General features: G+C 58.8%; 20 protein-coding genes and 2 pseudogenes. 9 read left to right on the top strand and 13 right to left on the bottom strand.

Going from position 1 to position 26903, the window contains the following annotated elements:
- Positions 1-14: 14 nt before the first annotated feature.
- The 3 genes and pseudogenes from fghA (at position 15) to ACZ1HM_RS02370 (ending at position 2208) form a co-directional block, all read left to right on the top strand.
- A pseudogene (fghA, locus tag ACZ1HM_RS02380) lies at positions 15-844 on the top strand (S-formylglutathione hydrolase).
- On the top strand, positions 841-1293 hold the full coding sequence (locus ACZ1HM_RS02375; RefSeq protein WP_472741029.1) for a YaiI/YqxD family protein: 453 nt from the start codon (positions 841-843) through the stop codon (positions 1291-1293). Before fghA ends, ACZ1HM_RS02375 begins: the two are co-directional and overlap by 4 nt.
- Positions 1294-2208, top strand: coding sequence for an ornithine cyclodeaminase family protein (locus ACZ1HM_RS02370; RefSeq protein WP_472741028.1), 915 nt, complete (start codon positions 1294-1296; stop codon positions 2206-2208).
- A gap of 230 nt (positions 2209-2438) precedes the next feature.
- Here ACZ1HM_RS02370 and ACZ1HM_RS02365 read toward each other — a convergent pair whose 3' ends face one another.
- The gene (locus ACZ1HM_RS02365; protein WP_472741027.1) at positions 2439-3680 is read right to left on the bottom strand and encodes an MFS transporter; all 1242 of its coding nucleotides are present in this window, start codon (positions 3678-3680) and stop codon (positions 2439-2441) included.
- Between the two features lie 167 nt (positions 3681-3847).
- On the opposite strand from ACZ1HM_RS02365, the gene zapE reads away from it, so the two are divergent.
- Positions 3848-4906, top strand: coding sequence for a cell division protein ZapE (gene zapE / locus ACZ1HM_RS02360; RefSeq protein WP_472744548.1), 1059 nt, complete (start codon positions 3848-3850; stop codon positions 4904-4906).
- 146 nt (positions 4907-5052) lie between these two features.
- Here zapE and ACZ1HM_RS02355 read toward each other — a convergent pair whose 3' ends face one another.
- The 5 genes from ACZ1HM_RS02355 to ACZ1HM_RS02335 all read right to left on the bottom strand — a co-directional run bounded on the left by ACZ1HM_RS02355 (position 5053) and on the right by ACZ1HM_RS02335 (position 11638).
- Positions 5053-5244: a hypothetical protein gene (locus tag ACZ1HM_RS02355; protein ID WP_472741026.1), complete on the bottom strand. Its 192-nt coding sequence runs from the start codon at positions 5242-5244 to the stop codon at positions 5053-5055.
- Between the two features lie 108 nt (positions 5245-5352).
- Positions 5353-6627: a bifunctional folylpolyglutamate synthase/dihydrofolate synthase gene (locus tag ACZ1HM_RS02350; protein ID WP_472741025.1), complete on the bottom strand. Its 1275-nt coding sequence runs from the start codon at positions 6625-6627 to the stop codon at positions 5353-5355.
- Positions 6624-7574, bottom strand: coding sequence for an acetyl-CoA carboxylase, carboxyltransferase subunit beta (accD, locus tag ACZ1HM_RS02345; RefSeq protein WP_472741024.1), 951 nt, complete (start codon positions 7572-7574; stop codon positions 6624-6626). Before accD ends, ACZ1HM_RS02350 begins: the two co-directional genes overlap by 4 nt.
- A gap of 57 nt (positions 7575-7631) precedes the next feature.
- A complete protein-coding gene (locus tag ACZ1HM_RS02340) occupies positions 7632-8528 on the bottom strand; it encodes a lysostaphin resistance A-like protein (protein WP_472741023.1) in 897 nt (298 codons plus the stop codon).
- Positions 8525-11638: an ABC transporter transmembrane domain-containing protein gene (locus ACZ1HM_RS02335; RefSeq protein ID WP_472741022.1), complete on the bottom strand. Its 3114-nt coding sequence runs from the start codon at positions 11636-11638 to the stop codon at positions 8525-8527. The genes ACZ1HM_RS02340 and ACZ1HM_RS02335 overlap by 4 nt, the downstream gene beginning before the upstream one ends.
- Positions 11639-11796: 158 nt before the next feature.
- Between ACZ1HM_RS02335 and ilvD the strand changes: the two genes are divergently transcribed.
- The 4 genes from ilvD to ACZ1HM_RS02315 all read left to right on the top strand — a co-directional run bounded on the left by ilvD (position 11797) and on the right by ACZ1HM_RS02315 (position 15424).
- Entirely contained in the window at positions 11797-13563 is a 1767-nt protein-coding gene (ilvD, locus tag ACZ1HM_RS02330; RefSeq protein ID WP_472741021.1) for a dihydroxy-acid dehydratase, read from the top strand.
- Positions 13544-14101 (top strand): hypothetical protein, encoded by a 558-nt coding sequence (locus ACZ1HM_RS02325; RefSeq protein WP_472741020.1) that lies wholly within the window; start codon positions 13544-13546, stop codon positions 14099-14101. The genes ilvD and ACZ1HM_RS02325 overlap by 20 nt, the downstream gene beginning before the upstream one ends.
- A 169-nt stretch (positions 14102-14270) precedes the next feature.
- Positions 14271-15044: a DUF6478 family protein gene (locus ACZ1HM_RS02320; protein ID WP_472741019.1), complete on the top strand. Its 774-nt coding sequence runs from the start codon at positions 14271-14273 to the stop codon at positions 15042-15044.
- Between the two features lie 8 nt (positions 15045-15052).
- The gene (locus ACZ1HM_RS02315; protein WP_472741018.1) at positions 15053-15424 is read left to right on the top strand and encodes a hypothetical protein; all 372 of its coding nucleotides are present in this window, start codon (positions 15053-15055) and stop codon (positions 15422-15424) included.
- 58 nt (positions 15425-15482) lie between these two features.
- Here ACZ1HM_RS02315 and ACZ1HM_RS02310 read toward each other — a convergent pair whose 3' ends face one another.
- From ACZ1HM_RS02310 to ACZ1HM_RS02280, 7 genes and pseudogenes are all read right to left on the bottom strand, one after another.
- Positions 15483-17606, bottom strand: a complete 2124-nt coding sequence (locus tag ACZ1HM_RS02310) for a methyl-accepting chemotaxis protein (RefSeq protein WP_472741017.1) — start codon at positions 17604-17606, stop codon at positions 15483-15485.
- A gap of 178 nt (positions 17607-17784) precedes the next feature.
- Positions 17785-19256 (bottom strand): annotated as a pseudogene (locus ACZ1HM_RS02305) (aldehyde dehydrogenase family protein).
- Between the two features lie 255 nt (positions 19257-19511).
- Positions 19512-20540, bottom strand: a complete 1029-nt coding sequence (locus ACZ1HM_RS02300) for a TAXI family TRAP transporter solute-binding subunit (RefSeq protein WP_472741016.1) — start codon at positions 20538-20540, stop codon at positions 19512-19514.
- A 3-nt stretch (positions 20541-20543) separates the two neighbouring features.
- The gene (locus tag ACZ1HM_RS02295) at positions 20544-22466 is read right to left on the bottom strand and encodes a TRAP transporter permease (RefSeq protein WP_472741015.1); all 1923 of its coding nucleotides are present in this window, start codon (positions 22464-22466) and stop codon (positions 20544-20546) included.
- Between the two features lie 208 nt (positions 22467-22674).
- A complete protein-coding gene (locus tag ACZ1HM_RS02290) occupies positions 22675-23457 on the bottom strand; it encodes an enoyl-CoA hydratase/isomerase family protein (protein WP_472741014.1) in 783 nt (260 codons plus the stop codon).
- A 101-nt stretch (positions 23458-23558) separates the two neighbouring features.
- Positions 23559-24389, bottom strand: a complete 831-nt coding sequence (locus ACZ1HM_RS02285; protein WP_472741013.1) for an IclR family transcriptional regulator — start codon at positions 24387-24389, stop codon at positions 23559-23561.
- Positions 24386-25594, bottom strand: a complete 1209-nt coding sequence (locus ACZ1HM_RS02280) for a CaiB/BaiF CoA transferase family protein (protein WP_472741012.1) — start codon at positions 25592-25594, stop codon at positions 24386-24388. Before ACZ1HM_RS02280 ends, ACZ1HM_RS02285 begins: the two co-directional genes overlap by 4 nt.
- Before the next feature lie 130 nt (positions 25595-25724).
- Between ACZ1HM_RS02280 and ACZ1HM_RS02275 the strand changes: the two genes are divergently transcribed.
- Positions 25725-26861 carry an acyl-CoA dehydrogenase family protein gene (locus ACZ1HM_RS02275; protein WP_472741011.1) on the top strand — a complete coding sequence of 379 codons (1137 nt, stop codon included), beginning with the start codon at positions 25725-25727 and terminating at the stop codon, positions 26859-26861.
- The last annotated feature ends 42 nt before the right edge of the window (positions 26862-26903 follow it).

The following is a 26903-nucleotide window of genomic DNA, read 5'->3' as shown; positions in this document are numbered from 1 at the left end:
GAAAGGACTTCTTCATGCAGACAGTATCTGAAAACGCCTGTTTCGGCGGCACACAAGGGGTCTACACCCACAGCTCTGCCGTCTGCCAATGCGAGATGACTTTTGCCGTCTTCCTGCCAGAGGAGGCCAAGGATGGGCCGGTGCCGGTGCTGTGGTATCTGTCCGGCCTGACCTGCACCCATGAAAACGCCATGACCAAAGCCGGGGCGCAGGCCTGGGCCGCTGAACAGGGCATCGCCGTGGTTTTCCCTGACACCTCGCCGCGCGGCGAAGATGTCGCGGATGATGAGGCCTATGACCTGGGCAAGGGTGCCGGGTTTTACGTGAATGCCACCCAAGATCCCTGGGCCCCGCATTTCCAGATGTGGGATTACATCGCCGATGAACTGCCTGCCCTTCTGGCACAGGAATTCCCCCTCGACACGGAACGGCAAGGCATCACCGGGCATTCCATGGGTGGGCACGGCGCGCTCACGCTTGCGATGAACCTGCCGGGGCGCTTTCGCTCGGTCTCAGCCTTTGCGCCCATTACCAACCCCACGGGCAGTGATTGGGGCCGCAAACAGCTGACCGCCTATCTGGGCGAGGATACCAGCGCCTGGGCCAAACATGACGCAAGCCTGTTGATGGCAGAGACCGGTTTTGACGGCCCGGTGTTGATCGACCAGGGGGATCAGATCAGTTCCTTGATCTGCTGAAACCCGAGGCGTTGGCCGCCGCCATTGCCACCAAACGGCAAAACGCGACCTTCCGCATGCAGCCCGGTTATGACCACAGCTATTTCTTCGTCTCCACCTTCATGGAAGACCACATCGCCTTCCATGCAGAAGCGCTCTACGCTTGACCGCGCTTTATATTGATGCGGATGCTTGCCCGGTAAAGGCTGAGGCGGAACGCGTGGCCACGCGCCACCGGGTGCAGATGTATGTCGTTTCCAACGGCGGGCTGCGCCCGTCGCAAAATCCGCTGGTCGAGACTGTGATCGTACCTGATGGACCGGACGTGGCTGACATGTGGATCGCAGAACGCGCAGGCGCGGGCGATGTTGTGGTGACCGGTGACATCCCCCTGGCCGCAAAATGCGTCGAGGCAGGCGCGCGGGTTCTCAAACACAACGGTGAGGCGCTGACCGGGGCCAACATCGGCAACGTGCTGGCCACCCGCGATCTGATGGCCGATTTGCGCGCCGCTGACCCGTTTCGCCAAGGCGGCGGCAAAGCCTTTGGCAAAGCCGACAGATCCCGCTTTCTGGATGCGTTGGAACGCGAACTCAGAGCCGCAAGGAGAGGATAGATGCAAGGCGTTCAAATCATCCCGTTTGAAAAGGGTGAGGCCCTCCTGGACTGGATCGGCCTGACCGATGCGCTGGCCGCAGGACATGCCCTGCCCAAGGCCGAGATCGGCGATACTTTTCTCTACCGCGGCGATGATACGCTGCTCAGCCGGGCCGCCTGGATCGACGGGCTGGGGATTGCGGTTAAATCGGCCACCGTGTTTCCGGGCAATCCGGCAGGGGGCCACCCCATGATCAACGGCGGGCTGAACCTTTATGATGACGCGCAGGGCACGCTGAGCGCGATTGTGGATTTCCACCTGGTGACGAAATGGAAAACGGCCGGGGACAGCCTGCTTGCCGCACGCCGCTTGGCCCGCCCGGACAGCCAGGACATCCTGATCGTGGGCGCAGGCAATCAGGGCCGTGCGCTTTATGCCGCCTATCGCGCGGCCTTCCCTGAGGCGCGCTTTACCGTCTGGAACCGCACCCACGCAAATGCAGAGCGGATGGCATCGGAGGTACCCGGACTTCACATCGCCGAGGATTTGGCCAGCGCCGTCACAGCCGCTGACATCATCACCAGTGCCACCATGTCCACAGATCCGCTGATCATGGGCGACTGGCTGCGCCCTGGCCAACATGTGGACCTGATCGGTGCCTACCGTCCTGACATGCGCGAGGTGGACGATACCGCCCTGACCCGCGCGCGCGTCTTTGTCGACAGCTTCGACACCACAATTGGCCACATCGGAGAGCTCAAGATCCCGCTAGAGGCCCACACGATAGGGCGCGATCACATCGTGGCGGATTACTACGATTTAGAGAAGTTCACACGCACCTCAGACGATGACATCACGCTTTTCAAAAACGGCGGCGGTGCGCATCTTGATCTGATGACCGCGCGCTACATCCTGGACCGCTGGACCGCCTGAAACCCGCCCTCTGGGCTGGAGCCGCCTTCGCTTGAGCTTTGACAGGTCAGGTTTCACGCCACGGTGCAAGATAAATCGCGGAGGGACCCAGCTTGCTGGGAGACCGTTATTTGTCTTGCAGCGGGGGGTGACACCTGACAGGGCAGAGATCAATCGAAGGCGGATGCAGCCCCTCTGGGATGGTGAGCCTGAAGCCCTCCCCCTCTCAGCCCAAAACAGCGCTTGCGATATCAGGCTGTTCGCAACCCCTCCAGGCGGCGTTCCCTGATCGGCAGATGGACAATGGCGCTAAAGGCGCCAACTGCCACCCCGATCCACCAAACGGCATCATAGCTGCCATAAAGATCATAAAGCGCACCGCCCAGCCAAACGCCGACAAAGCTGCCCAGCTGGTGGCTGAAAAACACGATGCCATAAAGCGTGCCCATATAGCGCAGCCCGTAGATATGCGCGACCAGACCCGTGGTCAGCGGCACCGTTGCCAGCCAAAGCGACCCCATCGCGAGGGAGAATAAGATCACCGTTGTCGGGGTCATCGGGAAAAAGATGAAGAGCCCCGCCACCAAGGCGCGGGCGGTATAGATACCCGCCAGCACGTATTTCTTGGCATAGCGCTTGCCCGCCCACCCCGCGGCAAGCGTGCCTGCGATATTGGCCAAACCAATAAGAGAGATCGCGATGGCCCCCAAAGCCGATGTCGTCGTGATGCCCAGCCCGTGCAGCATGCCACCGGGTTCAATCGGGCCACAAACCTCGGTCACGAAGGCGGGGAAATGCGCCGTGATAAACCCCAGTTGATACCCGCAAGAGAAAAAGCCCAGAAAGATCAACGTATAGGATGGGTCTTTGAAGGCTTTGACCAGGATCTCGCCCAGGCTTTCGTCCAGCTCTGCCTTACTGGCCATCACCGGGGCCCGCATCAGCGGAAGTGTCAGGATCAGCGCCAGGATGGCGCCGGCAAAAACCAAGAAGGTGCTTTGCCAGGTTAAAAACCCCAACATCCATTCCGCAACCGGTGCGCCAAATACCTGACCTGCGCTGCCTGCGGCGGTGGCAATCGCCAGCGACATGGAGCGGTTTTCATCAGACGCGGCACGGCCCACCACCGCCAGAATGACGCCAAAGCCCGTGCCCGCAATGCCAAAACCCACCAGCCAGGCATAGGCCTGATGCTCCAACGGGGTGACGGAATTTGCCGTCAACACCAACCCCACAGCATAGATGATCGCGCCCATGACGATGGCGCGCCGGTCCCCGATCTTTTCGGCGATGGCCCCAAAGATCGGCTGGCCGATGCCCCAAGCCAGGTTCTGAATGGCGATGGCCAGGGAAAACTCCGTGCGCAGCCAGCCAAATTCCTCTGCCACCGGGATCTGGAACACCCCAAAAGAGGCGCGCACAGCAAAGCTGACCATGATGATAAAACAGCCCACAAGCAGAACGGGCGTAAAAAGCGGTGCGCGGGTTTGCATTGTGGGGCCTTCCATGACGTTGGCGGCAGATTAGGGCCTGATTTCTCAGCGTCAAATCATGCTTTGTGACCGCACGCTTAGGAATATTGATGCCCCCACCGCGCCAAGTTTTGGACGGGGTGCAACGCGCCGTTCCCATCGGCCAATTTCTGCGGTACTCACGCCTTATGCAAAGCCTGCGCGCGACATATGATGCCCTGATTTCTGACGGTTCTTTGCAACCCGATCCCGCACAAGAGGCGGTGCTGCCAGAGTTCGACCGCATCCGCGACGCGCTGCTGGTGCCGGTCAAAAAAGGGTTCTTTCGCAAAGCGCCTGAGCCGCCCAGGGGCCTCTATCTTTGGGGCGGCGTGGGGCGGGGCAAGTCCATGTTGATGGATATGTTTGTTGAAAGCCTTGGCGATATCCCCGCCCGGCGCGTGCATTTTCATGCCTTCATGCAAGAAATCCACACCGCCATGCACGAGGTGCGTAAAACCGGTGTGGACGATGCCATTGCCCCCGTGGCGGCTGAGGTTGCGGCATCCGTCCGCCTGCTTGCGTTTGATGAGATGCAGATCACCGATATCACCGATGCGATGATCGTGGGGCGGCTGTTTGAGGGGCTTTTTGCGGCAGGTGTTGTGGTGGTGACAACCTCCAACCGCATCCCGGATGACCTTTATAAAGACGGGCTGAACCGCAACCTCTTTGTGCCATTCATCGAATTGATCAAGGCCAAGATGGTGGTTCATGAATTGACCAGCCCTACCGACTACCGGCAGGATCGCCTGGCAGGCTCGCCGGTGTATTTCACCCCGGTGAACGGCGACAGTCGCGCCGCGATGGATGCGATTTGGCAAGACCTGGCAGGCGGGCCCGGCACGCCCTTGGTGTTGCGGGTCAAAGGACGCGATGTTGAGATCCCGCAGTTTCACAACGGCATGGGGCGCGCGAAATTTCACGCACTATGCGGGCAACCGTTGGGGGCGGCGGATTACCTGGCGCTGGCTGAGGCGGTGCGTGTGCTGTTGCTGGATGACATCCCGCAATTGGGGCGCAGCAATTTCAACGAAGCCAAACGGTTCGTGACATTGATCGACGCGCTTTATGAGGCGCGGGTGCGGCTGATTTGCTCTGCCGCCGCCGCGCCAGAGATGCTGTATGTTGAGGGTGAGGGCACCTTCGAGTTTGAGCGCACCGCGTCGCGCCTCAGAGAGATGCAGGCCGACGGCTGGGGCGATTGACCCGCGCGCGGTAGCGCGTCCCGGATCGGTCGCAGGTCCGCGATGGACGCAAAACGGACAGACCTGTTAAAGCTGATCTACAAAGAGTCGTTTGAAATCAGAGGCTTTGGACAATTCGCTGCGCTTCAGGCCTGTGCATTTCTACCCTAATCCGCAGCCAGCTGGATGCCTGTACCGTCGCGCGTCACCTCGGGGTGATAGGGTGCGTCCGCCATATAGAGCGACCACAAACCGCCCAGGATAATCACCATCCCGATGCCTACAAAAAGCACCGTGGTTAGGGCAGTGTTATCTGCCCGTTTGGAGGGTTGTGCAGTGTCTTTGGCCCGCTGTGTCATCATGCTCATCCTCGCCAGGTTTTCAGTTTTTTCGCGGTCAGACCGCACCTGAATTGGAGCCAGAATACACTAACAGTTGATTAAAATGCAGAGGGTTCGCGGTAAAATTTATCCGTTCTCTCGCAGGATGGCCCCCGCAAGGTAGAGTGACCCGCAAATCAACACTCTAGCTTGTGGCGCGTCTGCCACAATCGCGGCCAGAGCAGCCTCAACAGAGGCTGCCTCATGCGCCAAAAAACCGACGCTGCGCGCCGCTTCAGCCGTTTCCTGGGCTGAAAGCGTGGCCGCCTCACCGGGGATGGAGACGGCGTGCAAACTGTCCGCGTGCTTTGCCAAATGGCCCAGATAGCCCGTCACATCCTTGGTCTTGAGCATCCCGCATATCAAATGCGTGGGCCGCGCGCCTTGGCTGGCCAGGACAGACGCAAGGGCCGCCCCTGCTGCTTCATTGTGCCCGCCATCAAGCCACAGCTCAGCCTGAGGGGCCGAGGCGACCAAGGGACCGCTGCGCAGCTGTTGCATCCGCGCGGGCCATTCAGCCGCTGTGACCGCCGCTTCGCAAGCAGCGTCCCCAAATCCAAGCGCGCGCAAACCGGCGATGGCGGCACCCGCGTTCATCACCTGATGCGCACCCAGCAAATTCGGGCGGGGCAAATCCAAAAGGCCGGTTTCATCTTGATAGATCAGCCGCCCGCCTTCTTGGCTGACGTGCCACTGCTGACCGTAGACCGAGAGGGGCGCATGTTCACGCGCTGCTTTGGCCTCAATCACCTCAAGTGCGACGTCCTCTTGCGGGCCGACGATGCAGGGCACGCGCCGTTTGATGATGCCCGCCTTTTCGCCCGCAATCTCTGGCAACGTGTCGCCCAGGAATTGCTGATGATCAATAGAGACCGGCGTGATGATGCTGAGCACGGGGTTATCCATGACATTTGTGGCATCAAGCCTGCCGCCCAATCCGACCTCTAGCAGCGTGTAATCGGCCGGTGTTCGGGCAAAGGCCAAGAGCGCGGCAGCGGTCGTAATCTCAAAATACGTGATGTTTTCGCCTTTGTTGGCGGCATAGCATTCATCCAGAACCGCGGTCAGCGCATCTTCTGTGATGAGCGTGCCAGCAAGGCGGATGCGTTCATGAAAGCGCGCCAGGTGCGGCGACGTGTAGGCATGCACGGATTTGCCTGCGCCTTCCAGGCCTGCGCGGATCATGGCCTGAGTTGAACCTTTGCCGTTGGTGCCAGCGATGTGGATTACCGGGGGCAAATCGTTCTGTGGATTGCCCAAAGCATTCAGCAAGCGGAACATGCGGTCCAAGGTCAGGTCAATGATCTTGGGGTGCAGCGCCATCATCCGTTCAAGGATGAGGTCAGAGGTCTGATCGGTCATTTCTCAGGGCCGACGTTGGCCTCAGCCTCTGAGGCGGGGGGCGTTTCAGCCTCAGCCGCATCATCCGACGGAGGGGGCAGATCGCCGCGAACAGCCGGAGGCAGACCCAAAAGCATGCGGGTGATGTCAATCAGCTCATCCCGCATCTTGGTGCGCGGGGTCACACGGTCCAACATGCCGTGATCCAGCAGATACTCTGCCCGCTGGAATCCTTCGGGCAGTTTTTCGCGGATGGTCTGTTCAATCACGCGCGGACCGGCAAAACAGATCAGCGCATTTGGCTCAGCGATCTGGACGTCGCCCAACATTGCGTAGCTTGCCGTGACACCCCCTGTGGTGGGGTGGGTCAGCACGACGATGTAGGGCAGACCTGCCTCTTTCAGCATCTGCACCGCAACCGTGGTGCGCGGCATTTGCATGAGGCTGAGAATGCCCTCTTGCATGCGGGCCCCGCCTGCGGCTGAGAACAGGATCAGCGGGCGTTTGAGCTTCACCGCTTCTTCGGCAGCGGCAATGATGGCGTTGCCGACGTACATGCCCATGGACCCTGCCATGAACGAAAAATCCTGGCAGGCGGCGATGATCGGCGTACGCCCCATCTCACCGGCGGCGACAAGCATGGCTTCGGCTTCGCCTGTCTGCTTTTGGGCTGCTTTCAAACGATCGGGGTATTTCTTTTGGTCCCGAAACTGCAGCGGGTCGGCGGTGGGTTTTGGCACCTCAACTTCGGTATAGATCCCGCCGTCGAAAAGGTTGGCAAACCGCGCACGGGCGCTGATTTGCATGTGGTGGCCGCAGTTGGTGCAGACGTTCAGGTTATCTGTCACCTCACGGTGAAACAGCATGGTCCCGCAATTGTCGCACTTCGTCCACAGGTTGTCGGGGGTTTCGCGGCGCGAAAAGATCGAGTTGATCCGGGGCCGGACGTAGTTTGTGATCCAGTTCATGCAGGGTCCCTGACGCTGTGATTGCCCTCAGATAAGACGCACGCCAAGAAAATGCAATCAACGCCTGATGGCCAGGCGTGCGGCGAGCCACAGAACAAACATCATCGCAAACTCCACCGGCAGCCATGCGCGCATGGCATCTGCGTCGCTCAGCTCAAACGGTGTGGTGTAAAGTGAGATGCCTGAGAATTGATCCGGGGCCGACAGGATCACCATGGCGCTGACGTTGTTCCAGAAATGGACCGCAATCGCCGGTCCGAGCGAGCCTGAGCGCGCAGTCAGATCCGCCATCAGCATCCCAAACACCCCAGACCAAAGTGCGATGAAAATCGCATTTTCCCCTGCACTTTCGGGCAGATAGTGCCCCAGTGCGAAAAGGGCATTGGGCAGCACCATCCAAATCCACGGGGTGGCAAAGCGGGCGGCCAGCTGTTGTTGCAGATAGCCGCGAAAGACGATCTCTTCGGCGGAGACCTGTATCAGGATAAAAACCAAGGAGGGGCCCAGCAAAAGGGCCCATTGCCCCAAAGGCACATTGGGCACGTAAGGCGCGCCCATGTCCCAGGGCGGCAACAAAACCACGGCCAGGATCACGGCGAGCACCGCCCAAGACACCGCCCGGAAATCGCGGATCAGCACCGGGAGAGGGCCAAGAAGGGTGGCCAGACCGCGCTGGTGTAGTGCCTTCGCGGCAACCCAGGTGCCCACGGCCATAAAGCCAAAGGACAACAACAGCACATACATTGCAGCGGGCGTGGTACCGTCCGTTAGCGCTTGGGCAAAGGCGGGCCTGTCGCTTGCCAGCATCCCAACGGTCACGAAATAGATCTGGCCCAGGAAAATATAGACCATCACCGCAACAAAGGCCCCCACAAAAAGCCGCCAGATCTGCGGTTTGGCACGGGCGGCCGCGATAAAGGCTGCATGTGCGGCGTAGGGGTTTTGGCGGCTCATTCCTCTTCCGCCTCTTCTGGGCTGCGCGGCGGCTGGTGTGGCCCCATCTCACGCGGGACCTCCAGACCGGCCGCAATCATCAGCTCCGCCGCGTCGCTGAGATAACCGGACACCGTGCGCAGCAGATTAAGAAGGACAACAGGATCGTTTTCGATCACGGAGCGGAACTGCTCAGCCCCAATTCTGAGAAACTGGGTCTGCTCCACTGCGTTCAAATCCAACTGACGCGGTTCATCCAGGATGATCGCAAGATCGCCAATCAAGCGCCCCGGCTCCACATCTGAGACATGGCGGAACACGCCCCCTTCGTCCTCAAGCCCTAGTTCGGCCCGCCCGGACAGGCACAGATAGACCGCATCAGGCCGTTCACCGACGGCAAAGATGCGCTGGCCTTTTTCTGCCGTGTACCATTGTGCTGCAAAGGCCAGCAGACGTCTGTTGCGCGGATTAAGCGAAGCAAAGAGCGGGTTGCGCCCAATGATCCGCAGCTTTCGGCGCAGATCATCTGACGCGGCACTGCCGCCCTCTTGCGCATCGAACGCGCGGGGCTGACCATCAATGCGACCATGTTTTATCTCAACATGCACATCAAAGGCGTCGGCGTCGGGAAAGCTGTCGTTGATGTAGATCTGCGTGGTATCGGGCAACAGGGTGCTGAGCCGCTTGCGCATCAACGCCTGTTGTTCGGGGTTGTCCGGTGCAAAGGCCTGGTTCAGCACCAGCACATCGGGGCGCTTGATGGCCGCACGGCCAAAGGCGGCGCGCTGTTGGAACAGAACCGGCAGGTTCGTCCCCCCGATGGCGGTTTGCACATCAAAGAGGTTCACTGAGATCACTTTTTTCAGATCATGCGCTTCCAGAATGCGGCTGACTTCATCCTGCACCAGATCCGCCTGCAACCCGGCCATCGCCGAGATGCGGCCATACAGCAGGTTTTCCATCAAAGTCAGGCGCGGCAGATAGTTTTCGGGCGCGATGGGCACAAACATTTCACTGGTCTGCGCCCGCATTTTCGCCCCGTTGGTTCGGCGCAGCTGCAGGATTTCCTGTTTGAAGCTATCGGGGAAAGCGGGGCCGATTTGTTCAGCTGTAAAGGCAAAGGGGACGGTCAGCAGCAGGGCGAAATCATCCTCAGACAGCGCTTTGTCCCCCTGTTCGCGTCTGCGGGCAGCGACATCTACCAGCCGTTCATAAAGCGCTTCTTCGATACCCAGTGCGGCGAAAAGCGGATGGTCGGTGCCGTCATGGCCAAAGGTTTCATGCAGCGTCTCAACCAAGGTCTGTGAAATAGCGATGCCGGGTGCGGCAAGACCGTGATCCATGACCATGGCCAGAAAGCCGCGTTCTGCCACCAGCGCTTCTGGTGTGATGTCTTGTTTTGGGGCCGCAAACAGCAAGTTACCACCCAGCGGCACGGACGGGTTGAAGAGATCAGGATCAAAGCGATTGACGGCCTTATCAAGCCCCTGCGCCACCAGACGTTCATGCACTTCGGCGCGCAAACTGACGATCTTGTCGGCCAGATCGGGGTGTACTGTTGGGTCCATACGCGCGTGCAACATGCGTTCAAACACCATATCGCCGGTACCCATGGCGTTGGTGATGTCAAACCAGAAAGAGGTCACATCCTCTTTGGTCTCCAGCCCGGCAAGTGTGGGATCGACCCAATCTGCGTCGAACTTGTCAGGGCTGTTGCCCGAGCGTCGCGCCTCAATCTCGGCCCGGGTGATCCTTTTGGGAGCAGCGGGATCGCGTTTGGGGTGGGTTTTCAGCGGCATCAGAAGGTTGTCACCAATTTGCCCCTGAAAGAGATAAGGCTGCGCGCTGGCATGACCGATGCGCGCGGCAACAACGGCCTGATGCAGCGTTGCCAGATCATGCCCCGCCATCCGAATGCTGCCCCGCGATGGCAGCACCTCACGCGTCAACAAATCTGCCAGCGCGCCCCGCTCAGACTGGGTTGAAGCGGCCAAAGCCACATGGCTGCCTGCGGGGATGGTAAGGTTGATGTCGTCCAGCACCAGATCGCCATTTGCCCCCCGCACTGAGACGTTGGCAAAAGAGATATCCCCCCGAAGGTGCGGAATGTCGTCCGGCTCACCCTCAAACAGCGCCTCATCAATCATCTGATCGGGGGCGAACCGCTCCGTTACAATGTCCCAACGCAGGGACATATCCTGGGTCTGGTTGTAATAGGCCAAAAGCTCTTTCCAGGGGCTCGACAGGTCTTTGTAGGCAGCAAGGGCCGCCACCAGGGCGCCCACGGTAATCTCACCTTTGATCGCCAGAAAACCGCCCACTGCATAGAAAAAGAACGGTGTCAGCTGGGTGATGAAGTTGTTGAGAAACTTCATGAAGAACTTTTTCTGATAGATCCGGAAACGAACATCAAAAAGCCGCCCCAAACGATCCGTGAACAAGGCCAGCCGATACCGCCAGCCGCCGTTGCTGCGCAGATCGGTGATGCCAGCAGATGTTTCGCCGATTTCAGCGGCGAATTGACGGACTTCTTTGATCCGTTCCTTGTTCAGCAGGTTGATCTGACGTTGCAGCATGGGGATCAGCCAGGCTTGCAGCGGGATCAAGGCCACACCGGCAAGACCAAACCAGATGGATTGGGCAAAAAGGAAAAAGACAATGACCAGCATCTGGCCCGCCTGAAACACAGGCTGCGCCACCGCATCGCCCATCAGCCCGCCCATTGGCTCAGCTTCTGAGGTGACCATGCTGACCAGCTCACCCTGGCTGGTGTTTTGGAAATAACGCCGGGGGAACCGCATCATCCGGCTGACGAGTTGATAGCGAAAGCGCCGCAACATTCGTTCGGCCAGAACACCTTTCATCGTGTTCAGCCGCATTTTGAGCAGCCCATGCACCAGCACCGCGCCCAGATAACCAAAACACAGCGCCATCAGGAACTGAACCTGGGTCAGCTCAACGCCCTGAACCTCAATGATCGGGTTTTCGGCACCAATGGCATCGTTGATGATGCGTTTGGGCAGTTCCAGCGTGGCATAGAGAAACGGGAAGGTGAACAAGGTGAACGCCAACAGGACAAGCTGCTCTCGCTTGGAGTATTTCCAAATGAAGGCGAAAATGCTGCGTTCCATGTCGGGACTTTCGAAGCTCTGGGGCTGTAACAGTCCCTTATCGTCATGCGTCTGTTACCTAGGACGCCGCCGCCAGCATTACAACATGACGTCAAAGCCTTGCAGCACCCCGCCTGCACGACTATTGCGGTTGGGACAGTTTTCCAGGGAGCCATCTGATGTCCAGCAACCAGCGCTTTGACAAGACCAAACTGCCCAGCCGCCATGTGACCGAAGGGCCCGCACGGGCCCCGCACCGGTCCTATTACTACGCCATGGGCATGACCGAAGAAGAGATCCACCAGCCGCTCGTTGGGGTGGCGACCTGCTGGAACGAAGCGGCGCCCTGTAACATTGCCCTGAACTGGCAAGCGCAGGCGGTGAAAGATGGCGTGAAATCTGAGCAAGGCACGCCGCGCGAATTCACCACCATCACCGTGACGGACGGTATTGCGATGGGCCATGAGGGCATGCGTTCCTCGCTGGCGTCGCGCGAGGCGATTGCCGACACGGTTGAGCTGACAATGCGCGGGCATTGCTATGATGCGATTGTGGGGCTTGCGGGCTGTGATAAATCCCTGCCGGGGATGATGATGGCCATGCTGCGGCTGAACGTGCCTTCTGTGTTCCTCTATGGCGGCTCGATCCTGCCGGGCAAAGCGCCCAAGGATGCGGATGTCCCCCAGAGCTTTGCTGAGCGTGATCTGACCGTTCAGGACATGTTTGAGGCCGTGGGCAACTATCAAAGCGGCACCATGACAGAGGCTGAGCTTGAGATCCTCGAGCGCGTCGCCTGCCCCTCTGCCGGGGCCTGCGGCGGCCAGTTCACCGCCAACACCATGGCCTGTGTGTCTGAGGCGATTGGCCTGGCGCTGCCCAATTCATCCGGCATGCCCGCGCCCTACAAAGACCGTGAGGAATATGGCCGCGCCTCTGGTGCTGCGGTGATGAACCTGATTGAGAAAAACATCCGCGCGCGTGACATCTGCACCCGCGAAGCCTTTGAGAACGCCGCGCGCATCGTGGCCTGCACGGGCGGGTCCACCAACGCAGGGCTGCACCTGCCTGCCATGGCGTCTGAGGCGGGGATTGAATTCTATCTCGAAGACGTCTGCGACATCTTCCGCGACACGCCATACTTCGTCGATATGAAGCCCGGTGGCCAATATGTGGCCAAAGACCTTTATGAGGCGGGCGGCGTGCCGGTTGTGATGAATGAACTGCGCAAAGCGGGTCTGATCCACCTCGATTGCATGACCGCCACCGGCGAAAGCATGGGCGAAGTGCTGGACAAGGTGCAGCGCGAAGCGGATGGCAAGGTGATCCATTCGGTTGAGACACCGCTTTCCACCACGGGCGGCGTTGTGGGCCTTAAGGGCAACCTGGCCCCCGAAGGCGCCATCGTGAAAATCGCGGGCATGGATGAAGAAAGCCAGGTCTTTACCGGCCCTGCGCTGATCTTTGAATGCGAACAGGACGCTTTTGAGGCGGTGCAAAACCGCGACTATTCCGAAGGTGATGTCTTTGTGATCCGTAACGAAGGCCCCCGTGGCGGCCCCGGTATGCGCGAAATGCTGGCCACCACAGCGGCGCTGTCGGGTCAGGGTATGGGCAAGAAGGTCGCCTTGATCACCGATGGTCGCTTCTCCGGTGCCACACGCGGCTTTTGCATCGGTCACGTTGGCCCAGAGGCCGCGATGGGCGGGCCGATTGGCCTGCTGAAAAACGGAGACATGATCACCATCAATGCGATCAAGGGCAGCATCGACGTGGATCTCTCAGATGAGGAACTGGCCGCGCGCAAAGCAGCCTGGACCGGTCCACGGCCGACCAATTATGCCTCTGGTGCGCTGTGGAAATACGCCCAGCTTGTTGGCCCAACCTATCTTGGTGCCGTTACCCATGCAGGGGCCAAAGTGGAAACTCATGAGTACATGGATCTCTAAGGTCAGCGCCGCCGCACTGGCGGCGGCCTGCCTGAGCGCCTGTGACGCAAGCCTGCCCACAGCGGCGGACGCGCCCATTGTTACAGAGGCCCGCATGGCATTTGGGGCGGTGACGCTGAAGGCGCCGCGCGGGTACTGTATTGATCAGACCACGCTGAACCAGCGGTTTGCCCTGATGGCCCGGTGTGACACGCTGGGATCACCCAGCGCCGCAGCTGGCGCGCCGCTTGGGGTGATGACAGTCAGCTTCGCCCCCGCCCCATCAGACGGCACTTTGCCGGACGTGGAAACGACGGCGGGCGCGCTGTCGCTCAGCAATGTGGCCAAGACACGCAGCATGGCAAACGCCGTGATGTTTCAGGCCAAAGGCGACGTGCCTTTGGTCGACATGAGCGCCGTGCAATGGCGCGGCACCGCGCGGTTGGGATCACAGCTGATGGGCCTGGCGCTTTATGGCCCCGAAGACGGGCGCGCCATTGGCCTGGAGGGGCGCGAATTGATGACGCAAGTGATCAGCAACAGCACCTCTGCCCTCTGACGGCTGGGGCTTTTGCGGTCTGGCTAGCGTTTCTTTGAGCTCTCTACGGCGTCGATGAAATGGCGGCAGGTCGCGTTCATTCAAATTTGCACCTTATTTTGCGCCAAATCATTTGAACGAACCCCGCCCTGACGGTACACTCGCCGCAAAACAACAGGCACCGGCAGTCATGTCCAAAATTTCCCTCGGCTTTCTGGAAGGAAAGGTCTTTTCGCGCAGCCTGCAGCGCTGGGGCCGCGCCGCGCGTCTTGCCAAGGACACGGAACTGCCGACGCTGCGCCGCCAACGCAATGAGGCGCGTGCACTCAAGGCGCATTTGGACCAGCTTATTCACACTGCGGATGAACGTTTGGCGCTGCCAATTATCGGGTCCAACAGCTTTCCCAAACCTCATAACGCGGATTGGGCCTGGCGGCCTGAGCTGTGGCGCGGCCAACTGCCCACGCCAGGGATGTCTTCGGTCAAGACCAAGTCGATGCTGGGCGAAGAGGTCACGCTGTTTCATGACTGCAGCATTTCTGAGTTGAGTTTGCGCCAACTGCGCAACTTGCGCGAAGAAGATCTGGCCCCCTACGGATTGCGGATGGACGTGTTCCAGTTTGATGGATCGTTCCTGTCGCTGGTGCTTGATGTGCCTCAAGAGGGTGTGCAGGGCCTTAAACGCACACATCTGATCCGCATGGACGCCATTGTTGAGTTGGAAACACCGCTTGAGATCTTTGCCCGGCTCAACATCAAGCACGGGCCGAACACCGAACAACTGGTGCGTGAACTGCCGTTGAATGAAGAAAACCACCGGGTGGAATTTGACCTGGCCTATACAAACCTGAATGAAAAGCGGGTGGAACGGGCCTGGATCGATCTGATCTTTGAAGGGCCGCAGATGAACCAGGTTGTACTGCGGGATCTGACCTTTTCTCGCAGACCACGGGCACAGCTATAGGGGGTGTCATGAACGGCGTGCAACTGACCAAGACCAAGATGGCCCAAGGGGTCTGGCAGGGGATCATCACCGGCTTTGGCGAAGACCGCCCCAGCATTGAGGTGAGCCATGAGGAAACCCTGGTTGAGGATATCATCCTGACCCATAATCAAAGCGCGGACCACTGGACATTGTCGGTGCCCATTCCGGCCAAGGCCATCGCGGACGGCGTTCAAACCCTGCTGATCCGGGACAGGGAAAGCCAGGATGTGCTGGGTAATATCACCATCCTTGCGGGCGATGCGCTGGGGGATGATATTCACGCCGAGGTGGGGCTTTTACGAGCAGAGCTTGATATGCTCAAACGTGCTTTCCGCCGCCATTGTTCGGAAACCGCCTAGGGCACAGGCGTTTGCCCCAGCTCTTTCTTCGGCGCGGCAACAGGCAGTTTTCAATGCCCTAGAAATCGGTCCAATTGTCATCCTCTGCCAGCATCGCTTCGCTGCCGTTTACAACAGCCGGGATCGTCTCAGCTGTGTTGCGGGGCGTTGGCGCGCTTGGGGGTTTCCGTGCCATGTTGACCACATTTGAGCTGGTGACGAATTGACTGCTGGCCTGTTTCAGCACGTCTGCCTCGTTAAACAACAGATCGCTGGCCGCCTTTACCTCTGCAAAGGCTGATGATTGCTTTTGCGTATTGCGGTCAATCTGGACGACAGCCGCGTTGATGTCGCCAACACCACTGACCTGTTCAGAGATGGCTTGTGCCACTTCCTGAATGCTGCCCGACACACCAACCACGCTGTCTGAGATTTTCTGGAGAGAGCTTTCGGCGCTGGCTACCTTTGCAACACCGTCAGACACCGCAGCATCGCTTTTTGCAATGACGGCAGCAATTTCGCCCGAGGCTTCGCTGGCCCGTTGGGCAAGGCTGCGCACTTCGGACGCGACCACGGAAAACCCGCGGCCCGCCTCACCTGCTCTGGCCGCTTCCACGCCCGCGTTCAGGGCCAACAAGTTAATCTGGAAAGAGATGTCGTTGATCACGTCGACCACCTTGGAAATCTCGCCAGATGCTTCATTGATCCGGTTCATGGCTTCTGCCGCCTCTGCCGCAACTGTCCGACCTTCATTTGCCGTGTCGCTTGCCACTTTGGCGTTGTCATTGGCGCTCGAAATATTGGCATCAACCTGTTTGATGCTGGCAGAAAGCTGTTCCAGCGCGGCGGAGGTTTCTTCAAGCGAAGCGGCGTTTTGCGTGGCCTGCCGCGAAAGCTCATTAGAAGTGTCGCGCAATGCGGTTGATGAGGATGTCAGATTGTCCGTGCTTGTCGAAATGTTGCCTGTCAGGCCCTGCAAGTTTGTTGTCATCAGGCCCATGCTTTTTTGCAAGTTGGCAAAATCCCCCTGAAAGCTGCCCTGCATCTTTTGGCTCAGATCCCCGACAGCGACTTTTTCCAACACATCCACAACGGCCTTCAGCCCGCCATCGACACCGTCCAACAGACGGTTGATGCCTTGCTGCGTTTCGTGAGATTCCGGATTGTCATATTGCCCTTTTATGCGGCGCGAATAATCGCCGTTCTTGGCGTACGCCAGGACCGAATTCAGCTCCGTCAGGAACGCGGTTGCCTCTTCGGCTTTGCGCTCTGTCTGTGCGCGTGCCGCCTGTTCCTGTTCGGCCAGCCTTTGCGCCTCTTCCTGCTCAGAACGGATCGCCGCCTCACGTTCATCTTGCATCTTGCGCTCTGCAGCGGCGAACCGCGCGCGCTCTTCTTCCGCAAGGTTCAGTTTTTCCACCATTTTCAGCGCAGCGGTCTGCAGCTCACCCACTTCGCCGATACCGTCTTTGCCCGGTGTCACATCAAGGTTGCCTTCGGCCACATGTTCGATGGTGCGCGTCACTTCACCCAGTGGGCGCAATGCCCGATTGATGAAAACCAAGGCGACTATGCCAACGACAACAGACACCACCAGCGCGAGAGCCATCACGATCTGAAAGCTGGCAACCTGATTGCTAACATCTGCGCCGATGTTCTTGTTCAACAGTTCTTGGTGGTCGATGAATTCATTGATCACGCCCAGCCAGTCAATGAAGGCCGGTCGCGCCTCCAGCATGACAATTTGGGTGGCCTCATCGGTCTGTCCTGCCTGCGCGGCGGTAATGATCCGTTCGACCATCGGATTTGTCCGCGCTTCCACCTCTTTGATCCGGGTCAGGATGTCCCGTTCGATTTGGTTGACCAGGTCAGGATCCGCAAAGAACGCGTCAAGCGGTCCGGCGGAGCGTTCATAATCCGCCTCCAAGCTGCGCACATCTTCGATGGACTGGGCCATGTCCGCCGCATTCGGGGCAAGCACGATGTCGCGGATCAGGATGGATCTGTCATGTACACTGCCGCGGAAGTTGATGGCGTAACGCTGTTTGACGCTGTTGACCTCATTCACTTGGGTCAAATTGGTGCTGACACTTTGAATGCTGAGCAAGGCATAAAGCCCCAACACCGTGAGCGCGGCCAAAACAAAAAGAAGCGCTGCGTTCACGCGTCCTCTGACTGTTGAGAATTTCATACGTGCAAACATGTCCCCTCCGAGGATGAGCGTCCCTAGCTGATTGCACGTGGTCTACCGGGAAAGGGTTAAGCAGAGGTTCCAGCGCCCAAAGCGGCTTGAGGGACCTACAAGCCCTCTTGTCCGCCGCAGCATCGCCAAAGGGCGCGGGAACATCTGCAAGGAGAGGCACGGATGTGACAAAAGGACATCAAAGAGCGATGACAGCCGATTTCATGTGGCTGACCTGATCGAGCGCTCTGAGCGATCTGTCATATCCATAGCCAGATTGCTTGACGCCACCCATTGGGATCGTGTGATCCGTGCCGCCATAGGTGTTGACGTGGACCACACCCGCCTCGATCTCACGCACCATACGGTGGGCGCGGGACAGGTTCGATGTCCAGACACCAGCGGCCAACCCAAGGTCTGAGGCATTGGCCAACGCCAGCGCCTCTTCCTCCGTCTCAAAGCTGGTGACGGTGAGAACGGGGCCAAAGACCTCTTCTTGGAAAAGCGGGCTTTGGGGCGTGACCTCATCAAAGATGGTTGGCGCCATGTAATACCCTTCGTCGTGCAGCGCTGTGCCACCGGTCACCAAAGCAGCGCCAGCGGCTTTGGCCTTGTCCACATGGGCCAGGTTCATCGCCAGCTGGGCCTCTGAATGCACCGCGCCGATGTCGTTGGAAGGATCAAGCGGATCGCCCACCTTAAGCGCCTCAGCTGCTGAGACGATTTGATCCAGAACCGCATCTTTGACGGAGTTGGCCACCAACAGCCGCGAGCCTGCCACGCAGACCTGGCCGGAGTTGCGAAAGATTGCGCCCACAGCCGCTTTTGCCGCAGCCGCCAGATCGGGGGCGTCTTCAAATATGATGTTGGGGGATTTCCCGCCCAATTCCAGATAGACAGGTTTGGTGTTGGACTGTGCAGAGGCCGTCAAAAGATGCCGCCCGGTGCGCCCCGATCCGGTGAACAACAACGCGTTCACATCCATATGCCCGGCCAGTGCAGCACCCGCTTCGTGACCATAGCCCGTCACCACATTCAGCACGCCAGGGGCAGGCCCGCGTCCAACGCCAGCTCTGCCATACGGCGCAGGCTGAGAGAGGCGCTTTCAGAGGGTTTCAGCACAACCGAATTGCCCATCGCAATCGCAGGCGCGATCTTCCATGCGCCGATCATCATCGGGAAGTTCCAAGGCACCAAAACCGCAACCACGCCAAGGGGCTGGCGGTGCACCAGGCACATCTTGTCCTCAGCTGTGGGAACAATTTCCCCGCCGACCTTATCAATGGCCTCCCCATAATAGCGGATGGTTTGCGCCGCTGAGGCCGGTTCAGCCTTCAGCGCCATACCCAGTTCGGTGCCATTGTCGCGCACGCCAAGAACGGCCAGCTCTTGGGCCTCTGCCTCAATCAGTGCGGCCCATTTGGCCATGACATCCCGTCGTTTGCCAGGGGGCATTCGCCGCCACCGGCCATCCGCATAGGCGCGCCGGGCAGAAGCAACCGCGGCATCCACATCGCTGGGCTGGCTCGCGGCGATGTGGGTGAGGACTTTGCCGTCGATGGGGGATGAAACCTCAATCCGGCCGTCGGTCGGGCTGTCTTGGCCTTCAATAAGATTGTTTTGCGCAGGCACCGGTCGGGCACGCAGACGGTTGATGTCACTTATTTCCAAGGCCTGGCCCCCTTATGAGAGCCCTGATCGACCCTCGGCATCACTTCGTTACAAATGAAACTAAAATGGTTTCACTTGCAACAGTCATTTTGCAGCTGAGCCGAAAAAGCTGCGCGAGATCTGTGGGCCAAAGGTTTTGAGGGTGTGGAAGCGACCGCAGGCATCGCGCCGTCTGGGTCTAAAGGGGGGCAACTGAGGGCCCGCCAAAGAAAAACGCTGCCCCGTCAGGGACCGGGCAGCGCTGCGTTTGGTATGTTACTTGGCCTCTGGTGGGACAAGCTCCTCAGGCACATCAATGCCCGCTTCTTTGTAGTACTTATATGCACCGATATGCAGCGGCGCGTTCATCTGAGACAAGCCGTTTTCAGGCGTGATAACGCTCATCCACTGAGCCGCAGCAACCAGATCATCGTTGTTTTCAAAGATCGCCTTGGTGATGTTGTAGCCGTCTTCTTCGGACAACCACTTGTTGGTGCTCAGCCCGACAATGGTGTTGACCAGGCGCACAGGCTCTTCGTTGGTCAAACCGCTATAGGCACCTGGTTCAAGCATGGTGAATTCGCGACCCGGAATGTTGAACGCCTTTTGGATGGCTTCTGTTTCGACCTTGTCGTCCGGAATGCCCAGAACCCGGAACTTGCCCAGCGCTGACAGCTGCTGCAGCTCGGCGCTTGGGATTGGGGCGGCGGTGAAATAGACGTCAATCTGACGGTCCTGAAACGCCTGTTCGGCCGATGACCAATCAACGCTCACAGCTTCAAAATCAGTGTCCGCCTCATAGCCGGTCACACCGCTGATGATGGCCCCGATGGTCGCACGTGCCGCACCAGAAGGCGGGCCGATAAAGACCTTCTTACCCTTCATCTCTTCCAGGCTGGTGATGCCTGAATCTTCCCAGACAATCGCGTGATAGGCACCGAAAGGATAGTTCAGGATGCTGCGCAGGTTTCCAAAAAGCTCTGGCGCATTTGCCATGTCTTTGTACATGCGCGTGCCGTCCCGCAGAAAACCGTTGATGGACACCGCGGATACAAACAGATCAAGCTGCTGGTTCGCCGCTTCAACGGCCTGACGGGTGGCCGCAGAGCCGGTTGAAAGCTGTGTGGAATAGCCGTGCTCTTCTTTCAGGATCTGCGTCACCGCGATTGAAAACACCGTTGTTGGTGATGATTGTCCAAGCGACGCCATGCGCAGATCTTTGCTGTGCGCAGTTGCGGCCATGCCAAGTGACATGGTTACCGCAACGGCGGTCATCATGCCTTTTTGCAAGACTCGTTGAAACATGGGTTAGGTCTCCTCCAGGTTGGTCTTAAGTTTATTGGTAAGCATTGCCGCTTCGGCCAACTTGGGGCTGCGATGAACCACGAGAAGCGTGATGGCGAGGACAATGAAGATGTATTGGATCTCAGCGATCTGAATGATCAGCCCCGCTGCAATGGCCAGCCGCACCACACGGCCAAGTAGGCTGAGCCGGTCACCGGCATATCCTGCAGCCCCGGTGTTGAGCATCCAGATGGCCAACGACAATGCAACACAGACCCGGATAAAGCTGACCAGATCGAAATCCAGCACCAAGAGCAACGAAGGCTCGTAGATGAAGATGAACGGGATGATAAAGCCCACAATCGCGAGCCGGACTGACACAAAGGCCGTCCGCATCGGGTTAGACCCCGCAATGGGCGCTGCGGCAAAGGCCCCGATGGCCACGGGCGGTGTGATCGCGGACAGAACGCCGAAGTAGAGCACGAACATATGCACCGCCAGCAGGTCAGCGCCCAGTTTGGTCACGACCGGGCCAAGCACCAGCACGATGATGATATAGGCCGGCAGCGTTGGCATCCCCATGCCCAGCACCAGGCAGGCAAAGGCAGTGATGATCAGCGACCACAGCAGCGATTCTTCGCTAAGCGATGAGATCATGGAGGCAAAGCTAAGCCCCAGCCCCGTCAGGTTCATGACCCCCAGAATGATCCCGATACAGCCCACAGCAACCAAGATTGATGCGCAGGCGATACCGGCCTTCACGGCGATGTCCCAATAGATCTTGAGGCTTGAGCGGTTCTTTTCCCGGAACAGTCCCAGCGCAAGCGCAAGCGTCACCGCGACAAGGCCCGCCATGGTGGGCGAGCGGCCCAGCAACAGCACAGCGATGATCGATACAATCGGCAGCAAGAACTGCAATGAGGCGATGTAATCGGCCCGCGTCAGCTTGATCCGTTCGCTTTCGGGCACCGGCTGGATGCCAGCAGCAGTTGCATCCACCGACACAGCGGCAAAGAGTGAGCCGTAGAAAAACAGCGCCGGGATTAGGGCGGCCAGGGCGATTGTGGTGTAGGGCTCTCCCGTCAGGTCGGCCATCATAAAGGCCGCGGCCCCCATCACCGGCGGCATGATCTGTCCCCCGGTGGAAGCGGCGGCTTCGATCCCGCCTGCTGTGGCTGCAGGAAAGCCGCGCCGTTTGATCATCGGAATGGTGAATGAGCCAGAGCCAACCACATTCGCGGTCACACTGCCCGACATGGACCCCAAAAGCGCGCTTGCCACCACAGCCGAATGCCCGGGGCCGCCGCGGGTGCGCCCGGTTAGCGCCACTGAGACGCGGATCAACGTGTCGCTGGCTCCTGTGCCTTCCAGCACAATGCCAAAGACCACAAAGATCAACACCACGCGGATGACCACACCCGTGGGGGCACCAAAGACGCCCTGATAGCCGTACCATATGGTATCAACGGCCCGGTCAGGGCTGATGCCGGGATGGTTCAAGAAACCGGGCAGCGCATTGCCAAAAAAACAATAGATCAGCGTCAGAAAGGCGATGATCACAATCGGCAGGCCAAAAAGGCGGCGGGTGGCTTCAAGCAACACCGCTGTGCCCGCGAGGGCCAGCCAAACATCAAAGCTGCTGAAGAAATAGAGCGTTTGCTCCATCAGGTAGGCTACTTGCGTGAAGCGGATACAGGCCGCCACAAAGACAGCGATCAGCGCCCAGTCCAAGAGCATCCCAAGGGCTTTAAACCCGGATGAGGCCTCGCCTTGGGGGTTTACGGTGGGCTTTGTGATCAGAACGATAACAACAGCCGCGCCAAGCAGCATGTTCAGGCCATAGGCGATGTCCCAGGGGCCGAAGTAGGCCACATAGATAGACTGGATTGAGACGAAGGCCGCGACGATCGAGGCAAGAAAGACGGAGACGGTTCTCAGAGAGTGCATGGATCAACCCCTGGGCTTACGCATGATGCAAGCTTGGACGCGCAATGGGCCCATATATCCTCAACCAGCCGCGCACGACGGCGCGGTAGCTCCCCCTGATAAAATGGTACACGTCGCCCCTCCCATTAGGCTATTTATACTGATTTGTATCAACTGTTTTAATAATTACAACATTTTTATGGAATGTTGGAATTAACGTCCTCATTTGCTATCTGCCTGAAAATTTCGGTGTTTGTTTTGCAAGAAACGCGCTGATGCCGTTTTGGCCGTCCTCCGTGCGCATCATCGCAGCAATCGCGCGGGTTTCTTTATCAAGCTGGGTTTCAATGCTTTCGCTGAAGGCTGTCTCAAGCAATTGCTTTGCGCGGCCAAACGCTTGGGTCGGACCAGCGGCAAGATCTGCGGCCAGTGCGCGCGCTTCTGATACCAGATCATCGGCGGCCACCACGCGGGTCACCAGGCCCCAGTCACAGGCCTCTTGTGCGGTCAGGACCCGGTTGGTCAGCACCAGCTCTTTCGCCCGCAGCAGGCCAACATGTTTTGCCAGAAAATATGTCAGCGATCCGTCAGGCGACAGTCCAGATGCGGTGTAGGCCGACACGAACTTGGCCCTCTCAGAGGCCAGCACAATATCCCCCGACACCGCCATCGACAGCCCCGCACCGCCCGCAGAGCCGTTCACAGCGCAGATCACCGGCGCATCCATATGGGCAAAACGCGACACTGCCGCATGGATCATCGTGGCCATGCGGGTGACATGATCTGATTTGTTCTTTGCATCGGTGAACTCTTGCAGATCACCGCCCACGTTGAATGTTTTGCCCGTCCCAGTCAGGATCACCGCGCGCGCGCCTTCGGCGTCACAGCGACAGGCCGCATCAAACAGCTCATCACACATGCGGGCATTCAACGCAGTCGCGCCCGCCCCCCGGTCCATCGTGATTTCAGCCACAGTGTTTTCAAGCGTCCAGCGAATGGTTTGGTAGTCCATATTGGGTATCCTTGGAAAAATCGGCGGCGCAGATGGCACACCTTCTGGTCAGAACATGGGGTAAGGTCGCACAGGGCCTGTGGGCGGCCAAAGGCTACCGGTCAGGGTTTCTGAAACAGGCCCTTGGCCCTGAGCGCATCGGCAACATTGGCAAGGCGCGGTCCGATGCTTGTCTCAAACTTGTCTTCGACCACGCGGTAGGTCGGCATCCCACAAGCCATCGCGACCAGCAAACCATCCGCTGACCGGCCCAGCGGCGTTGCTGCGGCCACGATGTTTTCACGCCATTCCCCGTAGGACACGCAGAAACCCTCAGCCTGACAGCGGGCAATGCCCTCCTGCGTGGGGCCAAGGCCTCTGGCATGCTCATCGGGGTTTTGCTGGTGCAACTGCTGCAGCTTCTCTTGCAGCGCTTCTGCATCCAGCAGGGACAAAAGCGCCCGACCGGTGGAGGACAGCAACAGCGGCCCGTTCAAACCAATCTCAGGAATATGAGGATACTGGTCTTTGACCCCGACCGTCTTGATCTGCACGAACCGATCTTCTGACATGATCGACAGGGTCATCGAGCCACCGGTGAGGCTGGCCACCTCTTCCATCATATCCGTGGCTTCATGGCGCCATGGCATGGCCGCCAGCAGCGGATAGGTCAGCGACAAAAGATGAGGGGCCAGGCGGAACATGCCTTTTTCATCCCGGCGAAGATAGCCCACATGCATCAGTGTTTTGCACAGGCGCGATACCGCGGGACGGTTCATGTCCAACCGGCGGGCAAGTTCAGCGTTGCTGAGAGCAGCATCTTTGTCCGTAAAGCACTGCAACACCTCTAGGCCACGCATCAGCGTGGTCGAAAGAGTAGATGCCTGGGCCTGTTTCAACTGCCTTGTCCCCTGCGCATTTGGCTGCGCCAAGGTGCCAACATGTGAAGTCATATGACACCCTTCTGTTTCAAGGTCATCAGCGCGTCTTCGTCAAGTCCCAACAGATCGCCAAAGACCTTATCATTATGTGCGCCCATATCTTTTGCGGCCCACCTGATCTCTCCGGGGGCATTGCGGAAGCGCGGCACGAGGTTTTGCATCTTCACCGTGCCAAAGTGATCATCCGCGATTTCAGTGATCGCCTCACGGGCTTTGAAATGCGGGTCTTCGAACATTTGGTCGATGGAATAAATCGGGGCGATCGTGCCATTCGCTTCGCGGAAGGCTGCCACGACTTCTTCCTGGGTATGCGCCGCGATCCAGCCGCCAAAGATGCGGTCAAGCTCTGCGGAGTTCTTCACACGGGAAGGGTTATCAGCAAAGCGCGGCTCTTCAACCAGTTCGGGCCTGCCAATGGCATTGGCATTGTTTTGAAAGATCCGGTTCGTACTGCCCGCAAGGGACACATACCGCTTGTCGCTGGTCATATAGACACTGGCGGGGGCGGAATATTGATTGCGGTTCCCGCTGCGCGCATGCACCTCACCCAGCTGGTCATATTCAATCGCCAGGAACTCCAGAATGCGGAACGTCGCCTCTGTCAATGAGACGTCGATCTCCTCTCCCTCGCCGCCGTTCCGGTCACGGTTGAGCAGGGCCGCGACAGCGGCGAAGGCCCCGAACAGCCCGCCAATCGGGTCGCCCAAGGGATAGCCTGTATGCATCGGCGGGCGATCTTCGTCGCCTGTGATATGTGTCAGCCCGCCCATCGCCTCAAAAATACGGGCAAAGCCTGGCAGTGAGGAATAGGGGCCGTCCTGGCCAAAGCCGCTGATGCGCAGCACGACAAGATTGGGGTTCGCGCCCCAAAGCGTGTCGATATCCAGCCCCCAGCGATCAAGCGTGCCGGGGCGGAAGTTCTCAACCACAACATCCGCTTCGGCCACCATCTTCAGGAAAAGATCCTTGCCCTCAGGTTTGCGCAGATCCAGGGTGGCAAAGTATTTGCCCCGATTGGTAACCTTCCACCACAGCGGCTTGCCCTCTTTCAGCGGCGGGAAGCCGCGCAGCCCGTCACCAATGCCGGGCAATTCGAATTTGATCACCTCAGCGCCAAAATCCGCCATCATGGTGGCCGCCATAGGGCCCGCAATAACGGTGGAAATATCCAGGACGCGAATGCCCGAAAGCGGTCCCTTGCCAGAATTGTTCAGCATCTTTGAGGCTCCTTCAAGGTGGACAGCGCGCGCACCGTTTCATTATTTGTAACAAATCATTTAATCGTGTCAATATTTGTTGCATTAATTGACCGGCGTTGTATATGAGGCGTCAATTGATGGGGGTCTTATGGATTTTAGTTTCACACCAGAAGAAGAGAGCTTTCGCCAAGATGTGCGCGGTTTTCTTGCCGCAGAACTGCCCGAAGACATCTCAGCCACGCATTTCGGATTTCGTCGCCATTCGTGGGAACAGATGTTTCGCTGGCACAAGATTGTCGCCGCCAAAGGGTGGGTGGCCCCATACTGGCCGGTTGAATATGGCGGCACCGGATGGACACCTGTTCAGCAATACATCTTCGACGAAGAGGCGATGCTGGCCGGTGCGCCACGTTTGCGGCCGTTCGGCCTGAAGATGATCGGGCCTGTCCTGATCAAATATGGATCAGACGCACAGAAGGCGCATTTCCTGCCCCGCATTCTGTCGGGCGAGGATTACTGGTGCCAAGGGTTCTCAGAGCCCGGCGCAGGGTCAGACCTTGCCAGCCTTAAAACCCGCGCGGTCCGCGAGGGGGATGTGTATAAGGTCAACGGTCAAAAGACCTGGACCACCACGGGGCAGCACGCCAATTGGATGTTCACCCTGGTGCGCACGGACGCTGACGCAGAAAAGCAGCAGCAGGGCATATCGCTCTTGCTGGTTGATATGAACCTGCCCGGTGTTGAGGTCCGGCCGATCATCACAATCGATGGTGATCACCACGTGAACGAAGTGTTCCTGAACGATGTTGAGGTGCCCGCCGACATGTTGGTCGGAGAAGAGAACAAGGCCTGGACCTATGCCAAGTTCTTGTTGGGCAATGAACGCGTCGGCATTGCCAACGTCGGCCAGAACAAGGCGGAACTGCGCCTGTTGCGCAACCTTGCCCTGACCCAGCAGCGCAATGGGACAGCCTTGATCGACGATCCGGTCTTTGCCGCGAAGCTGGCAGATCTTGAGACGGACTTCATGGCGCTTGAGATCACCAACCTGCGCATGCTCTCCTCCATCCAGCCAGGAGGGAACGCGGCGGAACTGGCCCCGTTCCTGAAACTGCGCGGCAGTGAGATCCAGCAGCGCAGCAACGAACTGGCGATGGAGGCCGTAGGCCCCGCGCGGCCGTTTGGCAAAAAGACACCAGCGACGATGCCATCCTGGACCGCTATGGCATTCACGGATGGCTGCTGTCGCGGGCCTTCACGATCTTTGGCGGCTCAAGCGAAGTGATGAAGAACATCATTTCCAAACAGACACTCAGACTGTGAGGCA

Source organism: Sulfitobacter sp. GN1-4, from assembly GCF_055693825.1.
The sequence above is the reverse complement of the archived record's forward strand: the minus strand, read 5'-3'. Positions and strand labels throughout refer to the sequence as shown.